We start from the raw sequence: 16604 nt of genomic DNA on the forward strand, positions 1-16604 counted from the left end.
ACTGGTTCCTAACTGGTTGCCCATGAGAATACATTACGCTTTTCTCTTGTCATGTCTGCTGGCGGCCCGGTTCAGCTTTGCGCAGAGCCTGCCGGCCGTGTACCTCAATGACCGGGACGAGGCCACCGTGCCCGACAGCGCAACCCACTACCGTATCGTTGACCGGAAAAACGAGCTGCTGGGCACCTACGCCATGCGCGAGTACGCGCTTTCCGGCACCCTGCTCCTGCGCGGCACGCTCTCGTCCATTGACCCCCCGGTACGCAACGGCCTGCTGACCTGGTACCACCCTAGCGGCAGCAAGGCCGGCCAAGTTCATTACCGCGACGATGAGGCCGACGGCCTGTACGTGGGCTGGTACGAGGATGGCCGCGTCAGCCAGCGCGGCGACTACGCCGACGGGCAACGGGTTGGGCGCTGGATTTCGGTGCACCGCAACGGACAAAAGCGCTCCGAGGGCCGCTACAACGCCGGCCGGGCAGTGGGAGAGTGGCACTACTACTACGATACCGGTGAGTTAAGCGCCATTGAAATGCCCGACCGGCAGGGCAAGCCGCTAGCCCTGGCCTTTTTCAACAAGGATGGGTCGCCGTACATGGGTAAGGTACGCACCCGCGAGCTGCCCCAGTTTCCGGGTGGTGAGGCCGCCCTGCTCAGCTACGTGGCCCGCAACACTACCTACCCCCGCAACATCCGCCGCAAGGGCATTACAGGCAACGTGTACGTGAGCTACACCGTGGGCGAGGATGGGCGCGTGGGCCAAGTGCGGGTGGTGCAGGGCCTGGCCCCGGAGGCCGACCAGGAAGCACGCCGGGTAGTGGCCAGCCTGCCGGCCTTCGAGCCAGGCCGCGAGTATAACCTGCCTACGGCCATGACGTTTACCATCCCTATCTACTTCGCGCCCAACTTCTCGCTGCTTTCCGGGCTGCGGCCTTCCCAGGTGCCCCCATCCGAGGCCCGGGCCTTTGCCCCCGCCGAGTAGGGTAGCCGCATCTACCATAAACTAAACAAAAGAGCCCCGCTGCCAATGCTGGCAACGGGGCTCTTTTGTATGCGCAAGGCCGTAATTAAGCCGTTACCTGGGCATCAAGCTTTTGTGCCAGTACGTGCTTCGGAACGGCACCTACCTGCTTGTCAACAACCTGACCGTTCTTGAACACCAGCAGCGTGGGGATGCTGCGGATGCCAAATTTGGCCGAAGTCTGGGGGTTGGAATCTACGTCAACCTTGCCGATAACGGCTTTGCCTTCGTATTCACCGGCCAGCTCTTCAACAACCGGGCCTACCATGCGGCACGGACCGCACCACTCGGCCCAGAAGTCCACGAGCACCGGCTTATCGGAGTTGATGATTTGGTCGAAGTTAGCATCGGTAATTTCGATGGCTTTATGTCCCATAACAGTGAGGGGTTTGATGGAATGTGTGTGCTGTTTACGGTCAACCGGGCCGCAAGGTAGCAGATTGCGTTTCAACAAGCGGCAGGCCGGAAAGTTCACTCGGCCAGCGAAGCTGTTCAGCCGCCCAACGGCACCAGGGCCCCGGTAACGCCCGCCGCGCTCAGGCAGGGCCACCGGGGCTCAGTAACTCAGGCAAAAAACAGCGGGCTACGAGTGGTAGGCCCGGGCATATTCCTGAGCCCGGTGCCGCAGCTTATAGAACACATACAGGTTAAAAAAGTGCATGCCCCCCAGAATCAGGATGATGGTGCCCACCTTAATACTGAGCGTTTCCACGCTCTGCTGGTAGCTGGTAATAGCCTCGGCGCTGCGCAGGGTAAGTGTCGCGTACCCGATGTTGATGAGGTAGAAGCCCGTGAGCAGCAGCTTGTTTACCGAGTCGGCCAGCTGCTCATTGCCGTGGAAAATGTCAATCAGAAATAAGCGGCCGTTTTTGAAGAGCGTGCGCGCTACCCATACCGTTAGCAGGACTGTAACAGGAAGGTACACTAAGTACACTAGCAGATGATAATTCATGGCTTTCAGAAAGTTAGAAGTGAAAGAGAAACAGAAGCGCGTAAAACATCAGGCAAAATCCCTACCCCAGCCGGGGCAGTAAATCGGTCAGGGCTAGGTCGCAGGTTGGGTATTCGAACCGAAAACCCGCTTCCAGCAGCCGTTGTGGTACCACCTTGCGGCTTTTAAGAATCAGCTCAGCTTCGGTGCGCAGCACAAAGGCCCCCAGCTCCAGCAGCCACCGGGGCTGCGGCAGGTGCCAGCGTGGCCTGTAGTAGTGGGCCAGCAGGCCATTAAAAGCAGCATTGGGTAGCGGCTGCGGGGCGCAGAGGTTGAAGGCTCCTTCCAGGGTAGGGCGGCCCAGCAGGAACTCCACGGCCCGGCAAAAGTCCATTACATGCAACCAACTGACCCACTGCTGCCCATTGCCCTGGGGCGTACAGAGTCCTAGCCGGGCTAGCCGTGCCATCACAGGTAGGGCCCCGCCGTCAGGACCCAGCACAATGGCCGTGCGCAAGGCCAGCCGCCGCGTGCGAGGCACCTGCGCCAGCCAAAACTCCGCCTCCCATTGTTGGGCTACCATCTCGGAAAAGTCGCGCCCAAGGCGGCCGGTAGCTTCGGTGTTGGCCGGGGCCTCGCCTTCGGTATGCTGGTAAATAGTGGCAGTGGACAGATTCAGCCAGACCGCAGGCGGCACCGTGCAGGCGGCTATGGCCTCGCCCAACACCCGGGTACTGTCGGTGCGGCTGCGGGTAATGGCGTATTTATTGACGGCATGGTAGCGGCAGTCCACGCTCCGGCCCGCCAGATTGATAACGGCCGCCGCGCCCTCCAGCTCCGCCGCCCAAGGTCCCAGCGTGCGGCCGTTCCATTGCAGTGTGTCTGGCTGCTGGCTGCTACCCCTACTCAACACCACAACCCGGTAGCCCAGCCGCGCGAAATGCCGCGCCAAGTGCTGCCCTAAAAAGCCGTTGCCGCCCGCGAGAATTATTGTTGGCTGTGCCATAGAAGTAGAAGGTTGTGATGAGGGGGTAGGGAGGTTACTACAAGGTGTTCATGTTAATTAAACTTTCAGTAAAATTTGAAAGATAAAAGGCAAAAAAAAGCTCGCTTATTGGCCTCCAGGGCGCATCAGCTTCATGAAGGTGCTCAGAAACCAGTTTTCATCGGCTTTGATAAGGGTAGAGGCGGCACCGTCGGCAAACTCCGCGAAGCTGTGGATGCTGCCAATCATCCTGGTAAAGGCTTCTGTCTCCTCCGGGGTGGTAGTGGGGCTAGGCTCTACCTGCTTAATCTCGCTGAGCACGCGCATAATGGGCTCCAGCTCCCGGCGGCGGCGCTCTTTCAGAATCAGGGTAGCTACTTTATGAATGTCCTTTTCGGCCGAGAAAAACTCGCGCCGCTCGCCCGGGCGCAGCTCCTTGCGCACGATGCCCCAGTCGATGAGGGCGCGCACATTCATATTGGCGTTGCCCCTGGAAATCTGGAGCTGCTCCATAATGTCCTCGGTACTCAGTGCCCCCGGCGACACCAGCAACAAGGCGTGCACCTGCGCCATTGTGCGGCTCACGCCCCAGGCCGAGCCCAGGGTGCCCCAGCCTTCAATGAACTTGCTTTTGGCTTCGTCGAGTTGCATGGCTCAAATGTAGAAGAGTATTCTAAACTTTCAAGAAAAATTGAAAGAATATTTTATGGTTAATTAGAAGGACTTATTTCAGCCGCGAAGTTTTGTAGTGGCCTTTCAGAAACGTGCGTCTTGTTTTCTTAAAATCGTTAGTATCCATACGGACATATCGGATAAACCCGAAAAAAATCAGGCTGTCTTTATGGTGAGTAAGCCTCATGGGTAGCTTATATCCCAAACAGCCTTGGGTTACCGTAATAGAATCGTTACCAGGGCTAAACCGGATGGTGTGGAACCCCAAAGAATGGCTAGTTGTCATACGCAACTGCCCATTAATCTTTGTGAAGAAAATATGGTCGTTGGGCTCGCCTGATACAGAACCTTCTGAAACGTTTCGCCAAGCACCCAGCACGGCTGCTTCAGAATCAAGGTGTTGCTTACTGCAACCACATATAAGCAGCAGGCTTATCAGGCAAAAAATATTCGGAGGCATTGATGAATGACATAAATGGCAACGACGCGGACAGTGTTCTTTAAAAGAAACACTATCCGCATCGTTTGACCACATCAGTTCGCCAAAAGACTATATCAACTGACAAGCGTCAATTTCCATTTCTCGCATTTTACGGATGAACTCCTTGGGTTCGATGCGGTAGCGACGCGAGTAGGTATCTACCGTCAGGTGTTCGTGGGGCTCGGCGAACTTGATTTCAAGCTTCTTGGAGCCGGCGCAGCCTTCCACGGCCTCCATAAAGCGGTCCATGAAGGGCTCGGTGATGGTACGCAGATCCAGCTGCACACGTACCCCATTGGCCAGCTTCTCAGCCACATTGAACAGGGGCTCCATGGTCAGAATCTTGAACTCGAATTGGTCGGAGTCGCGGAAGCGCTGGGCGTACTTGCCCCGGATGTACATGGGCGGCACCTGCTCTTTGTCGTAGTTGCGGGGGTTAATCAGGGCCGAGAAGCGGCTGTAGTCGTCGCGGAACAAGGCCAGGTTCAGGCTCGACTCGTAGTCTTCCACGCTGAACGACACGAAGGGCTGGCCGGTTTTGGTGGTCTTGAACATCACATTCGAAATCAGTCCGGCTACCGTCACCTCGCGGTTCTTGTAGTTCTCCACCTTGTCGAGGGGGCAGGTGCAGTAGGAGTCAATTTCCAGCTTGAAGTCATCCAAGGGATGCCCGGAGAGGTAGAAACCTACTACCTCTTTTTCGCGGCGCAACAGCTCGGTAGCGGGCCAGGGCTCCATGTCGGCCACTTTGGGCAGGGGCATGGCTACCGCCCCGAAGGCTCCGCCCCCAAACAGGCTCTGCTGCGCCGAGTCCTGCTCCTGCTGGTACTGCTGACCCATCTTCACGGCCTTGTCGATGAGGTTCTGGTCGCCGGTTGGTGCCTCCACGAACTGCCGGCGGTGGTAACGCTCAAACGAGTCGAAAGCCCCCGACAGAGCCAGGCTTTCAAACGTTTTCTTATTCACGGCCCGCAGGTTTACCCGCTTCGAGAAGTCAAAAATGTCGGAATACGGGCCTTTTTTCTCCCGCTCGGCCACGATGCTTTCAATGGCGGCCTCGCCGGCGCCCTTCACGGCGGCCATACCGAAGCGGATCTGACCCTTTTCGTTTACGTTGAACTTCAGGATGGATTCGTTCACGTCGGGTCCCAGTACCTGCACCCCCTGGCGGCGCGCTTCCTCGATAAAGAAGGTCACCTTCTTGATATCCGACATGTTGTTGGTGAGCACGGCGGCCATGTACTCGGCAGGGTAGTTGGCCTTGAGGTAGCCCGTCTGGTAGGCTACCACCGAGTAGGCGGCGGAGTGGGAGCGGTTGAAGCCGTAGGCCGCAAACTTCTCCATTACGTCGAACACCTCGTTGGCTTTCTTCTCCTTGATGCCGTGCAGCTCCAGGGCGCCTTTACAGAATTTCTCCCGCTCCAGGGCCATCTTCTTCATGTCCTTCTTACCCATGGCCCGGCGCAGCAGGTCGGCGCCGCCCAGGGAGTAGCCGGCCAGAATCTGGGCCGTCTGCATGATCTGCTCCTGGTACACCATAATGCCCTGAGAGTAGTTCAGGATGGGTTCGAGCAGTTCGTGGGGGTAGTCAATTTCCTCGCGCCCGTGCTTGCGGTTAATGAAGTTCGGGATGAACTGCATCGGGCCCGGCCGGTACAAGGCGTTCATGGCAATCAGGTCCTCAATGTTGGTGGGCTTGAGGTCCTTGAGGTACATGCGCATGCCCTCCGATTCAAACTGGAATGTGCCAATCGTGTCGCCGCGCTGGTAGAGCTCGTAGGTTTTGGGGTCGTCGAGCGGGATATCGTCGATGTTGATATCAACCCCGTGGTTTTTCTTGATGAGCTCCAGGGCATCGACGATGATGGTCAGCGTCTTGAGCCCCAGGAAGTCCATCTTCAGCATCCCCGCACTCTCAATGACCTTGCCGTCGAACTGCGTCACGAGCAGGTCCGAGTCTTTGGAAGTCGAAACCGGAATGTACTTCGTGATGTCGTCGGGGGCGATGATGACGCCGGCGGCGTGGATGCCGGTGTTGCGCACCGAGCCTTCCAGCTTTTCCGCGAGGCGCAGAATCTGACCCCGGAGGTTGTCGGGCGCGTCGTCGCGGCGGATCATGTCCAGCTCCTGGTTTTCGGCGAAGGCGCCGGCCAGGGTAGTGCCGGGCTTTTCCGGCACCATCTTGGCCAGCTCATTGGTCAGGGGCAGGGGTAGCTCCATGGCCCGGGCTACGTCCTTGATAGAGCTTTTGGCGGCCATGGTACCAAAGGTGATGATCTGGGCCACCTGGGTTTTGCCGTACTTGTCCACCACGTAGTCAATCACCCGCTGGCGGTTCACGTCGTCAAAGTCGATGTCAATATCGGGCATCGACACGCGCTCCGGGTTCAGGAAACGCTCGAACAGCAGGGAGTACTTAATCGGGTCGATGTTGGTGATACCCACGCAGTAGGCTACGGCCGAACCAGCCGCCGAGCCCCGGCCCGGGCCCACGGCTACGCCCACACTACGGCCATGGTTGATAAAGTCCTGGGTGATAAGGAAGTAGCCGGCGAAGCCCATCGTCTCGATGATGCGCAGCTCGTAATCCAGGCGCTCCTCAATTTCGGGGGTGCGCTCGGAGTAGCGGGGCGGCTTGGTCATCGTCACGATGCCTTTGCCCGCACTCGGCCCGAAAGCCCCCACGTACGTCAGCTCGCGCAGAAACTCGTCGGCGTTGGCGAACGGCGCGGGAATGGGGAAGTTGGGCAGCAGAATATCGCGCTGCAGCTTGGGCGGCGTGATTTTATCGACGATTTCGTTGGTGTTATCCACGCTTTCCGGCACGTCCCGGAATAGGTGGTTCATCTCGTCCTGGCTCTTGAAGTAGAACTGGTCGTTGGGGAAGCCGAAGCGGGAGCGAGGCCGGGGCATCTGGGCTTCCTCATCAATGCGCATGAGCTGGCGGCGCACCTGGTCGTCGGAGGAAGCCAGGGGGCGCAGGTTGTCGAGGTGGTCATATAGCACCTTGCCCTCGCCCGACATCAGGCGGAAATACTTGGTCTGGAAATCACCGACCGGAATGCTGTGCTCCTCGCCCGTATTCACGCACAACAGCAAATCGTGGGGCGCGAAGTCCTCCTGATTTACGTAGTGCGAGTCGTTGGTGCAGATAACCTTGACGTTATATTTCTTCGCCCACTTCAGCAGAATCTGGTTTAGGTCTTCCTGGCTTTTGCCGGTATTGTCGATATTCTCGATGCCGTGGCGCTGAATTTCGATGTAGTAGTCCTCGCCAAACACATCCAGCCACCACTTCAGCAGTTTCTCTGCTTCTTCTTCCGTTTTCCAGAGCAGGGCCTGCGGAACCTCGGCCCCGATGCAGCAGGAAGTGGCAATCAGACCCTCACTGTACTGCAGCAGCAACTCCTTATCAATGCGCGGATACTTGGAGTACACGCCTTCAATGAAGCTCATGGAGCAGAGCTTGGCCAGGTTCTGGTAGCCGGCCTGGTCCTTGGCCAGCAGGAGCTGGTGGTAGCGGTTGTCCCGCTCGCCCTTCTCGCGGCTGAACTGCTTTTTGTGCCGGTCCTCTACCAGGTAAAACTCGCAGCCCACAATAGGCTTCACGTTGTATTTATTCGCCTCGGCCACAAAGTTGAAGGCCCCGAACATGTTGCCGTGGTCGGTGAGAGCTACGGCGGGCATGCCATCGGCCTGGGCCTTTTTCATCAGGGCCGAAATACTGGCCTGACCGTCGAGCAGGGAATATTGGGTGTGGCAGTGCAGGTGCGAGAATACGGGCATGGGCAAACGGGCTTCGCGCCATTAGGGCGCTAAGCGGAAAGTAAAGTTACCGCCGAGGCAGGGGAAAGGAAACGTTGCAGCGGCCGATGTTTTTGTGTATTGTCAGTCTGGCTACTTACCCCGGCAGGCCGCCGCGCCACCAACCCCTAACAATCAAACCAGCGGCTAGGGTTCGGCTGGTGCCGGGGGGTAGGGCTGGGGCAGCAATATTCTGGCTGATCTGCCCTATCTTCCCACTTCCCCGATTAGTAGTAGAATATGATATCCCGAACTATGTTGCACCGGCTGCTGGGCGCGGGCCTGGCGTTGCTGGCCGGCTGCATCGAGCCGTTTGCGCCCGATGTGGTACAGGCTTCGGCCAACTATCTGGTAGTAGATGGCAGCATCAACAGCCAGGGCGTGAGCAACATTCGTCTTTCGCGCACCCAGAGCCTGAACCAGGGCGGACCACCGCCGCCCGAAACTCAGGCGCGCATTTATATTGAGGAAGAAGGCGGGCAGCGGTACGCATTGGCAGAAGGCCTGGCCGGCACGTACACCTCGGCGGCACTGGCGCTACGCCCGGGCACCCGCGTGCGGTTGCACCTGACCACGGCCGACCAGAAAGAGTACGTGTCGGAATTCGCTGCCGCCCGAAGTACGCCCCCCATCGACTCGGTTTCCTGGCAGGCGGGCAGCTCGGGAGTGCAACTGTACGTGAATGCGCACGACGACTCCCGCCAGAGCCGCTACTACCGCTGGAGCTACGAGGAAACCTGGGAGTTTACCTCGGCGGCCAACTCCGTGCTGGAGTACCAGAACGGGCGGCTCGTGGACCGCAAGGAAGACATTTACCACTGCTGGGCTTCAGAAACCTCCACCACCATTAAGCTCGGTACTACCGCCCGCCTGAGCCAGGACGTGGTTTCGCGCCAGCCCCTGACGCTGCTGCCGCCTACCTCCGGCAAGCTCCGCTTCAAGTACAGCATTCTGGTAAAGCAGTATGCCCTGACAGCCGAGGAGTACACCTACTGGGAGCTGCTGCGCAAGAACACCGAGGACATCGGGACCCTGTTTGACCCCCTGCCCTCAGAGCTGACGGGCAACATCCGCTGCCTGACCGATGCCGGAGAAAAGGTGCTGGGGTTTGTGGGCGTTCAGTCCGTAACCGAGAAGCGCTTGTTTATCACGCCCGAGCAGCTGCCGGGCGACTGGCGCTTCCGGACGGGTTACGAGGGCTGCTATCCGCTTGATACCATTCCGCAGTTTACTACCACGCCTACCTCGGGCCCGCAGCCCTCGCCGGAACAGGTTATCGACTTTTTCCGGACCGGTATTGCCATTCCGGTCAATGTGCTCTATAAGCGGGGCAACCCCACGCCCTACTATCTGTACGAGACAGTGGAGTGCATCGACTGCCGCCGGCGCGGTACCAACGTGCGGCCCCGCTTCTGGCAGTAGGCTGCCATTCGTGCTGGCTTTTTTAAGGCCGGGTAAATAGTTGTCAGGTAAGTAACTATAAGAAGTAACAAGCAAGAAGGCAGCCCAAGCGGGCTGCCTTCTTGCTTGTTAAGACCCGGAAATAGCCTCGGCTTACTTGGCGGCTTCCACCACCAGCACTTCTCCCACCTTCACCCCGTTATCGGACTTGTCGTTCCACTCCTGCAGCTGAGTAGGCGTAACGCCATACTGCCGCGAGATGCTGAACAGGGTTTCGCCTTTCTGCACGGTGTGATGCGCCGGGTTGGCCGCCGCTTTCGGGGTAGGGGCCAAGGCTTGCGTTTTGGGAGCTGCGGCAGCCGCTACTACGGCCGGCTGGGGCTTGGACGGGGCCGCAGTAGCTGCCGGGGCGGCCGCTACGCCGGGCGCTGCCGGACTGGTAGCAGCGGTGGCTGCCCGGGAAGTGCCCAGAAAACCGGAGGCGCGGAGGCGTTCGGCCGCGAGCTTGAGGCTCGGATTTTTAGCGGCGCGGGCATCAAACCCCTTAAACTGTGGGCTCCGCAGCAGCGTGTTAAGCTCTACCTGCCAGGGCTGACGGCGCAGGCGCTGGGCCAACTGTTGCTGCTGCTCCCGCGGCAAGCTGGCGGTGTAGTGGCTCAGGCGCTGATTCAGAACCGGAATTTCTACCAATGCTTTGTCAATAAGCTCGGCGGCGCGGGCATCGTTGGGCTCGAAGTAGATGGCCCGGAGCTGCCGGACGCTGGTTTGCACCAGCCCGGACATTACTCGTATCGAGTCGTCGGAGAGAGTGGGGGTAGGAGTTGTTTGCTGGGCCCGGGCCGCAAAAGCACCGAAAGACAAGCCAGCCAGCACCAGGGTGCGGAAAACGAAACGCATGAGGTAATAAAAACGGACTCGAAAAAGGATATACGAAAGGAGCTTGGGCTATTGTGCCGGCTTAATCAGGAGTACTTCGCCGGGCTTCACGGCAAAATCGGGCTTGCTGTTCCACTCCATAATCTGCTTAATAGTGACTTTGTACTTGCGGGAGATGCTGTACATCGTCTCGCCGGGTAGCACGGTATGCTGCACGCTGGCAGCAGAAGTCGGTGCGGGTGCCGGGACCGTGGGCCGGGGAGCCGCCGGTGCGGGCCGCGAGGGGAGGGCCGGGGTGGCCGGCTCGGCGGGCGTTGCGGCATCGTCTGGGGCCGTCAGCCGCAGCACCTGCCCGATACGCAGGGAAGGATTCTGGGGCAGATTGTTCCACAGTACAATGTCAGCGGGGCGCAGGCCAAAGCGGCGAGCCACCGAATACAGGTTTTCCTTGGGCTGCACGGTATGCAGGCCATTGGCCGGAATGGCCTCTGTTGGCGCGGCAGTCGGGGCAATTATGGTCGGCGGCACCGGCCGACTGGTAGCCGGTGCAGTTGCGGCTGCGGGAGCCTGGGGCTTAGTAGCGGGGGTAGGGGTAGGCGCGGCAACGGGCGCAGAAGTAGCGACTGGCCGCGTTGCGGGGGGTAGGGGTTGTTCGGCGGGCTCGGGCGCGGCCTGGCTTGCCGCCGGCTCATCGGCCACGGGGGCGGCCGTGGGCAAAGGCTTTCTGGGCGCTACCGGGGTAGGGCGCTCCGGGCTGCTCGGGGTAACGACGGGGGTAGGGGGCAGGTTGTTGAGGTTTTCCGTGTGCTCGTCGGTGGCGCTGTCGGGCTGCACAACGGTGCTGCTTTCCTCTTCCACGGCGTCTTCCAGAATCCGGGCCGAGCCAGCAGTGCGGCCCATATAAGGCTCGGCCTCGTCGGTCTTGCGTTTCTTTTCCGGCTGCTTGGTGGGCACTGCCGGGGCAGTGGCAGCCGGAGCGGCCTGAGCGGGCGCCGTTACCGGCTTCTCGAAAGCAGCCAAGGCCGTGGCATTGTTGCCATCGGCGTACTCTACGGGCACGTTTTTGGGGCGGGTGTGCTGCAGCCACAGCACCCGGCCCGGACGCAGTTCCTCGTTGCGGGGCATGCGGTTTTTGCTCCAGATGGCCTTGGCCCGCATGCCGTATTTCTGCGATACGGTGGCCACACTTTCGCCGGGGCGGGCTACGTGGTATTCTACGGCCGCTTTGTCGCGCTTCTTCTGCACGAAGTAGGGCTGGCCGGTTACGATGTTATCGAAAGCAAACAGGTCATTGTACTGCATGAACTTCCGCATCTTCAGGCCAGCCCGCTTAGCCAGGCTTTCCTTGGTGTCGCCGGGTAGGGCTATCAGGGCCCGCAGGCCGTTAACGCGCACGAAATCGGCGTTTTCGGGGTCAGCGGTGGGCTGGTTGAGCAGCTGGCCGGCGGTAGCGTTTTTCTGCTGGGCAGCCAGGGCCGTGAGCTGCAGCGGATCGGTGATGGGCACCAGCATAGTGTACACCCGGTCGGTGGGTACGGACGGGGCAAGCAGCCAGCGGTTATGCTTAGCTAGCTCCTCGGGGTTTTGCTGCAGGGCCTGGGCCATAATCGACAAAGGCTTGCCCGCCGGAGCCGGAAACTCCTGGAACAGCAGCGGCGGCCGCGTGTTCAACCCCACGGCCGGCTCAAAAGCCACTTTATGCGCCAGGAAGGTAAGAATATAGGGGTGAGTCTGCTCCGAGATTTCCACCTCCGTAGCGTCGGCATCCGTGGGTAGGGTGTAAGGCTTGGTGCCGGTAAGGCCCAGGTTGTAGCTAAGCAGACTATTGGCCCAGTTGCGCAGCACCTTGTTGTTGCGCAGCAGGTATTGCGCCGCCGCTTTCGAGGAAGCCACAATGTGCTTGCGCTCATCCACGGCATCGTTCATGAGCAGGCCAAAATCGGCGGCCGACTCGCGTTTGAACTGCCAGTAGCCCACGGCATCATGAATGCTTTGCGCGTCGCCCTGCAGGCCGCTTTCCTGCAAGGCCAGAAAGTGAAAGTCCAGAGGTAAGCCTTCCTGCTGAAATACCCGGTCAATAAGCGGGAAGTAGGCATCGGCCAGCACTACCCGCGCCTGAAAGGAAGCCGGGTGGCGGCGTAGGGCATCTACTTTTTGCTGAATGGCGTTGCGGCCCCCATCAGTCAGGCGCAGGCGCAGGCCCGCCAGACTCAGGTTTGTTGGCACCGGCACGGTTTGCGCGGTGGCCAGCAGTGGCAGCAGGAAAAAAAGCAGGAGTACAATTCGTCTCATATACAGGCAAGCAAAGGGCAGGGCCGCCCTCGTATGCGCTGCCGGCCCTGTCAGCCTACAAAGTAGAGGAAAAATCGGGTGCCGAGGGGCCTCTCCGGCGCAAATCCAACAGAATGGCAAAATACTACTCAGTGGCGGCCCCTGACTACTGCACCGTTTCCTACCCCCCGGAAACGCGCAAGGCCCCCACTAGAAGCAGGAGCCTTGGGCTGGCTGAGTGGGGTAGGGCGCTACATGCCCCCGCCGGGAGGAGGTCCCCCGAACCCGCCGGGCCGCTGTCCGCCGGGGCGCTGTCCGTCTGGGCGGGGGCCACCGGGGCCGGGCAGGGCATCGGGGCGGCCCGAGCCGCCGAAGCTACGAATGTTGTAAGTGAACATCAGCATGAAGTAGCGCTGCAGAATGTTGGTTTGAATGTCCTCGGTGTAAGCGGCCGTGATGTTCCGCTGGATGCTGTTGTTCTGGCCCAGCAAATCAAAGGCGAACAGCTTGACTTCGGCCTGCTGCTTCTGGCCCAGCTTTTTGCCCACGGAGGCGTTCCAGAGCACAAAGTTTCGGTTGTAGCCGGCCGAAAGGCCCGTAAACAGCTGGTGGTTCACATCTGACTGAACCGTAATGCCCTTAACCACAATCCAGTTGAAGCGCAGACTGGTGTTCTGGCGGAAAAAGCGGCTGTTGAGCTGCTGGCGCAGGGTGTTGCGCACGTAGCTCTGGCTGGAGTTAGACGAGAGCGTAAAGTCCAGCTCGGGGCTGATGTTGCTGCTCAGCACCACGCCCAGCCCCACGTTGGGCGTGCGGCTGTAGTTCAGTTCCCCAAACACCAGGCCTGGCGTTTGGGAATAGGTAGCGTTGGCATTCAGGTTGAGGTTGGACTTGATAAAGGCCAGCGGCAGGCTGTAGTTGATAAAGGAGCGCAGCGAGTACTGCTGGTTGAGGTTGACGGGCCGCGTGAGCTGCCCCCCGGCCGGAATGACTACCCCACCCACGACCAAGGGCTCGGCGCCAGCATAAATCGTGTTGTTGGTGATGTAGTTATCGATGTAGGAGCCCCCCAGCAAAGCAAAAAACGACGTTGATTTCTCGGGCACTGCGGAGGAGTAGCGCACAAACAGGTTGTGGCGGTTTTCCTGGCGCAGGTTGGGGTTGCCGGTGGTCAGCTGCAGCGGATTGGAGTTGTTGACTACCTCCTGCAGCTGGCTGATGCTGGGCGGGTTGGTGTTCATGCGGTAATTCACCCGCAGGTTCTGCTGCTTCGAGAAGTTGTAGCGCAGCTGGGCGTTGGGCAGCACGTTCAGGAAGGTGCGGTTGGTGGTGCCGGGGCGCGGAAACTCCTGGTCGCTGCGAAGCTGGGCGCTCTGCACGGCCGCACCCACTGCCCACTGGAAGTCCTTGGTCTGGAAGCGGTAGGTAACCTCGCCGGTGTTGGTGAGGTAGCGGCTCCGGAACACGTTGCTCAGCGTGTCGTTCAGGATGGAGTAGCGCTGCTCGCCGGGCGAGAAGTTGTAGGTTTTCTTGTCGGAGTCGTTGGGGGTGTAGGAAATGGAGTAGCCCAGCTGCAGAATGCTGTTCTGGCCCAGCGGCTCGGTGTAGTTAGCGTTGCCGGTCCAGGCCCAGCCCGTCTGCTCCAGCTCCGAGAACTGGTTAAGCGTAGTGGTGCGCAGCGTGTCGCGGCGCCGGAAGGCCGTGTTGGAGAGCAGGTTGTTGTCGCCGTCCTTGGTGTTGTAGCTCGTGTTCAGGCCCAGCGAAAAGGTACGGCCGCGGCGCTGAAACCGGTGGCGGTACAGCAGCTGATTGGTGGCCGTAACCCCGGTCAGGGCCGAGCGGTAGTTGCTGTTGTTGGTGCCCTGGTCGGTGCCCGCCTCAGTGCCGGTTGCTTCAAAAGTGCGGCCATCGAGCAGGCTGGTACCGGTGTTGCGCTGCACCGAAAGGCTGGGCCGCCACAGCAAGGAGTTCAAGGAGTCGAACTTGTGGTCGAGGCGCAGGTTGAAGCGGTTGTTGATATTGCGGCTGCTGGCCAGGGAGTTTTCGTTGTAGCGCAAGTCTTGGGTCTGGCCCGCGGGCGCCACGTAGCGGCGCAGCAGGTTGGTGCGGCTGGTGTTGTCGCTGAGGTTGAAAAAGTAGCTGCCCTGCACTTCGGTTTTCGTGCCCCAGGTGTCGGAGTAGTTCAGGCCCAGGGCGTTGGTTTTCGAGATGCCGCTCTGCTGGCTGACCAGGAAGTCGCCGGCATTATTGCCGCCACCACCTCCGCCGCCACCCGGACCGCCCCCGCCGCCCACGCGGCCGCCGCCCTGGCCCCGCTGGCCCTGGCCGCCCCCGCCGCCCTGGCGGGAGGAGCCCACTACCCCCAGCAGGTCTTCCGTGCCGAAGTTCTGCTCATTCACGTTGTTGCTCTGGGCCACCACCGAGAGGCGCTGCTTGCCCTTAAACTGGTTGAGGTTGCCACTCACGCGGTACCGGTCGTCCTGGGGGCCGTAGCCGGCCAGCACCCGCCCGAACGTGCCGTTGCGGAAGCTGGGTTTGGTTACGATGTTGATGGTTTTCTGCTGGTTTCCGTCGTCGAAGCCTGTGAACTGGGCCTGATCCGAGGCCCGGTCGTACACCTGAATCTTGTCGATAACCTCGGCCGGAATGTTCTTGAGCACGGCATCTGGGTCATTCCCGAAAAACTCTTTGCCATCTACCAGCACCCGCTGCACCTGCTCGCCCTGGGCCTGCACCCGGCCCGAGGCGGGGTCCACTGTTACGCCCGGCATTTTGGTAATCAGGTCCTGGGCGTTGGCATCGGGGTTGGTTTTGAAGGAGCCCGCGTTGAACTGGGCCGTGTCGCCTTTTTGCACGGCTGCCGCGGCCCGGCCTACTACTTCCACGCCCTTCAGGGCAATGCCCCCGCCGGCCTGCAGCCCGAGCGTGCCCAGGGCCAGGGGCTGCCCGGCCCCTACCTCCACCGTGCGGCGCAGGTTCTGGTAGCCCAGAAAAGAAACCGTCAGCACGTAGCGGCCCGGCCCTACCCCCGGTACCACGAAGGAACCATCGGCCTCCACGGCGGCCCCGCGCCGGGTGGAGTCGGGGAGTTGGGTTAGCAGCACGTTGGCCCCAATGAGCGGCGACTGGTCTTTACTATCCACTACCCGCCCGCTGACGGTAGTAGTCTGGGCCTGGGTTAGGCCAGTAAGGGCGGATAGGAGCAGCAGCAGAAGTAGGAATCGTTTTAGCATCAGGCGGCGAGAGTAAGTCACTAGCCGGGATAGACGCAAAATCTTCCTAATCGTTTAGCCGCAGGTTCCTGCCTGCCGGCTTGTTCTGCCAGATTATTGCCCTGGAGGTTGGGAATCAACAAATTATTTTCCTTCCCATTCCGGGCCAAGCGGGGCCGACAGCGGGGTGACCTTACTTTTTGCGCACCAGCAGCAGCCCGTCGCGCAGGGGCAGCAACACGTTTTCTACCCGCTCATCGGCTTTCACCTTATCATTGAAGGCGCGCACGGCGTGGGTATCCTTATCGGAAGCTTTGACGGGGTAGGAATCCAGCACCTTGCCGCCCCACAGTACGTTATCAATCAGCAGAAACCCGCCCGGCCGCACCCGGGGCAGCACCAGCTCGTAGTACGTGTCGTTGTTGATTTTATCGGCGTCGATGAACACCAAGTCCCAGGTCTCGGCCAGGGTCGGCAGCAGCTGGCGGGCGTCGCCGATGTGCAGCTGAATCTGCTGCTCCCGGCCCGCTTCGCGCAGGTAGCGCCGGATGCGGTCCTCCAGCTCCGGGTTTTGCTCCAGGGTGTGCAGCACGCCATCGGGGGCCAGCCCTTCGGCCAGGCACAGGGCCGAGTAGCCCGTGAACGTACCCAGCTCCAGTATGCGCCGGGGCCGCACCATGTGGCTGAGCATGCTCAGGAGCCGGCCCTGGGCATGCCCCGAGAGCATACGGGCGTGCAGCAGCTGCACATGCGTTTCGCGGTTGAGGCGGGCCAACAGCGGGCTTTCGGGGGTAGTGTGGCGGTCGGCGTAGAGTTGGGCTTCGTCGGGAATCACGGATTTAGACGGATTTATCGGATTGCACGGATTTCGTGCAGGAAAACCTGTGCTTCCGACGCGGGTTGAATCTAGGCTGAGTCAGTGGAGTTCAATACCCCAGATTCTTACTGCG

The 16604-nt window shown here is 60.2% G+C and carries 11 protein-coding genes; 2 read left to right on the forward strand and 9 right to left on the reverse strand.

Annotated elements, in window-relative coordinates; genetic code table 11:
- The first annotated feature begins 22 nt into the window (after positions 1-22).
- On the forward strand, positions 23-982 hold the full coding sequence (locus tag FGZ14_RS19745; RefSeq protein ID WP_139925868.1) for an energy transducer TonB: 960 nt from the start codon (positions 23-25) through the stop codon (positions 980-982).
- Between the two features lie 85 nt (positions 983-1067).
- Here FGZ14_RS19745 and trxA read toward each other — a convergent pair whose 3' ends face one another.
- From trxA to dnaE, 5 genes are all read right to left on the reverse strand, one after another.
- Entirely contained in the window at positions 1068-1397 is a 330-nt protein-coding gene (gene trxA, locus FGZ14_RS19750) for a thioredoxin (RefSeq protein ID WP_044003005.1), read from the reverse strand.
- Positions 1398-1604: 207 nt separating this feature from the next.
- The gene (locus FGZ14_RS19755; RefSeq protein WP_139925869.1) at positions 1605-1973 is read right to left on the reverse strand and encodes a hypothetical protein; all 369 of its coding nucleotides are present in this window, start codon (positions 1971-1973) and stop codon (positions 1605-1607) included.
- A 61-nt stretch (positions 1974-2034) separates the two neighbouring features.
- Positions 2035-2958 (reverse strand): TIGR01777 family oxidoreductase, encoded by a 924-nt coding sequence (locus FGZ14_RS19760; protein WP_139925870.1) that lies wholly within the window; start codon positions 2956-2958, stop codon positions 2035-2037.
- 105 nt (positions 2959-3063) lie between these two features.
- Positions 3064-3588, reverse strand: a complete 525-nt coding sequence (locus FGZ14_RS19765) for a GbsR/MarR family transcriptional regulator (protein WP_139925871.1) — start codon at positions 3586-3588, stop codon at positions 3064-3066.
- A gap of 571 nt (positions 3589-4159) precedes the next feature.
- Positions 4160-7876 (reverse strand): DNA polymerase III subunit alpha, encoded by a 3717-nt coding sequence (gene dnaE, locus FGZ14_RS19770; RefSeq protein WP_139925872.1) that lies wholly within the window; start codon positions 7874-7876, stop codon positions 4160-4162.
- A 273-nt stretch (positions 7877-8149) separates the two neighbouring features.
- On the opposite strand from dnaE, the gene FGZ14_RS19775 reads away from it, so the two are divergent.
- The gene (locus FGZ14_RS19775; protein ID WP_180754427.1) at positions 8150-9316 is read left to right on the forward strand and encodes a DUF4249 domain-containing protein; all 1167 of its coding nucleotides are present in this window, start codon (positions 8150-8152) and stop codon (positions 9314-9316) included.
- A gap of 132 nt (positions 9317-9448) precedes the next feature.
- Here the strand turns inward: FGZ14_RS19775 and FGZ14_RS19780 are convergent, their stop codons facing one another.
- The 4 genes from FGZ14_RS19780 to FGZ14_RS19795 form a co-directional block, all read right to left on the reverse strand.
- Positions 9449-10192: a LysM peptidoglycan-binding domain-containing protein gene (locus FGZ14_RS19780; RefSeq protein ID WP_139925874.1), complete on the reverse strand. Its 744-nt coding sequence runs from the start codon at positions 10190-10192 to the stop codon at positions 9449-9451.
- Positions 10193-10240: 48 nt separating this feature from the next.
- On the reverse strand, positions 10241-12463 hold the full coding sequence (locus tag FGZ14_RS19785; protein ID WP_139925875.1) for a LysM peptidoglycan-binding domain-containing protein: 2223 nt from the start codon (positions 12461-12463) through the stop codon (positions 10241-10243).
- A gap of 230 nt (positions 12464-12693) precedes the next feature.
- A complete protein-coding gene (locus FGZ14_RS19790; RefSeq protein WP_139925876.1) occupies positions 12694-15675 on the reverse strand; it encodes a TonB-dependent receptor in 2982 nt (993 codons plus the stop codon).
- A 172-nt stretch (positions 15676-15847) separates the two neighbouring features.
- The gene (locus FGZ14_RS19795; RefSeq protein WP_139925877.1) at positions 15848-16489 is read right to left on the reverse strand and encodes an O-methyltransferase; all 642 of its coding nucleotides are present in this window, start codon (positions 16487-16489) and stop codon (positions 15848-15850) included.
- Positions 16490-16604 lie beyond the last annotated feature (115 nt).

It is taken from the genome of Hymenobacter sp. DG01 (assembly GCF_006352025.1).
Taxonomy (GTDB): Bacteria; Bacteroidota; Bacteroidia; order Cytophagales; family Hymenobacteraceae; genus Hymenobacter.

Coding starts and splice junctions, on each gene's coding strand:
- FGZ14_RS19745 (WP_139925868.1), top strand. CDS start 23: ATGAGAATACATTACGCTTTTCTCTTGTCATGTCTGCTGGCGGCCCGG.
- trxA (WP_044003005.1), bottom strand. CDS start 1,397: ATGGGACATAAAGCCATCGAAATTACCGATGCTAACTTCGACCAAATC.
- FGZ14_RS19755 (WP_139925869.1), bottom strand. CDS start 1,973: ATGAATTATCATCTGCTAGTGTACTTAGTGTACCTTCCTGTTACAGTC.
- FGZ14_RS19760 (WP_139925870.1), bottom strand. CDS start 2,958: ATGGCACAGCCAACAATAATTCTCGCGGGCGGCAACGGCTTTTTAGGG.
- FGZ14_RS19765 (WP_139925871.1), bottom strand. CDS start 3,588: ATGCAACTCGACGAAGCCAAAAGCAAGTTCATTGAAGGCTGGGGCACC.
- dnaE (WP_139925872.1), bottom strand. CDS start 7,876: ATGCCCGTATTCTCGCACCTGCACTGCCACACCCAATATTCCCTGCTC.
- FGZ14_RS19775 (WP_180754427.1), top strand. CDS start 8,150: ATGTTGCACCGGCTGCTGGGCGCGGGCCTGGCGTTGCTGGCCGGCTGC.
- FGZ14_RS19780 (WP_139925874.1), bottom strand. CDS start 10,192: ATGCGTTTCGTTTTCCGCACCCTGGTGCTGGCTGGCTTGTCTTTCGGT.
- FGZ14_RS19785 (WP_139925875.1), bottom strand. CDS start 12,463: ATGAGACGAATTGTACTCCTGCTTTTTTTCCTGCTGCCACTGCTGGCC.
- FGZ14_RS19790 (WP_139925876.1), bottom strand. CDS start 15,675: ATGCTAAAACGATTCCTACTTCTGCTGCTGCTCCTATCCGCCCTTACT.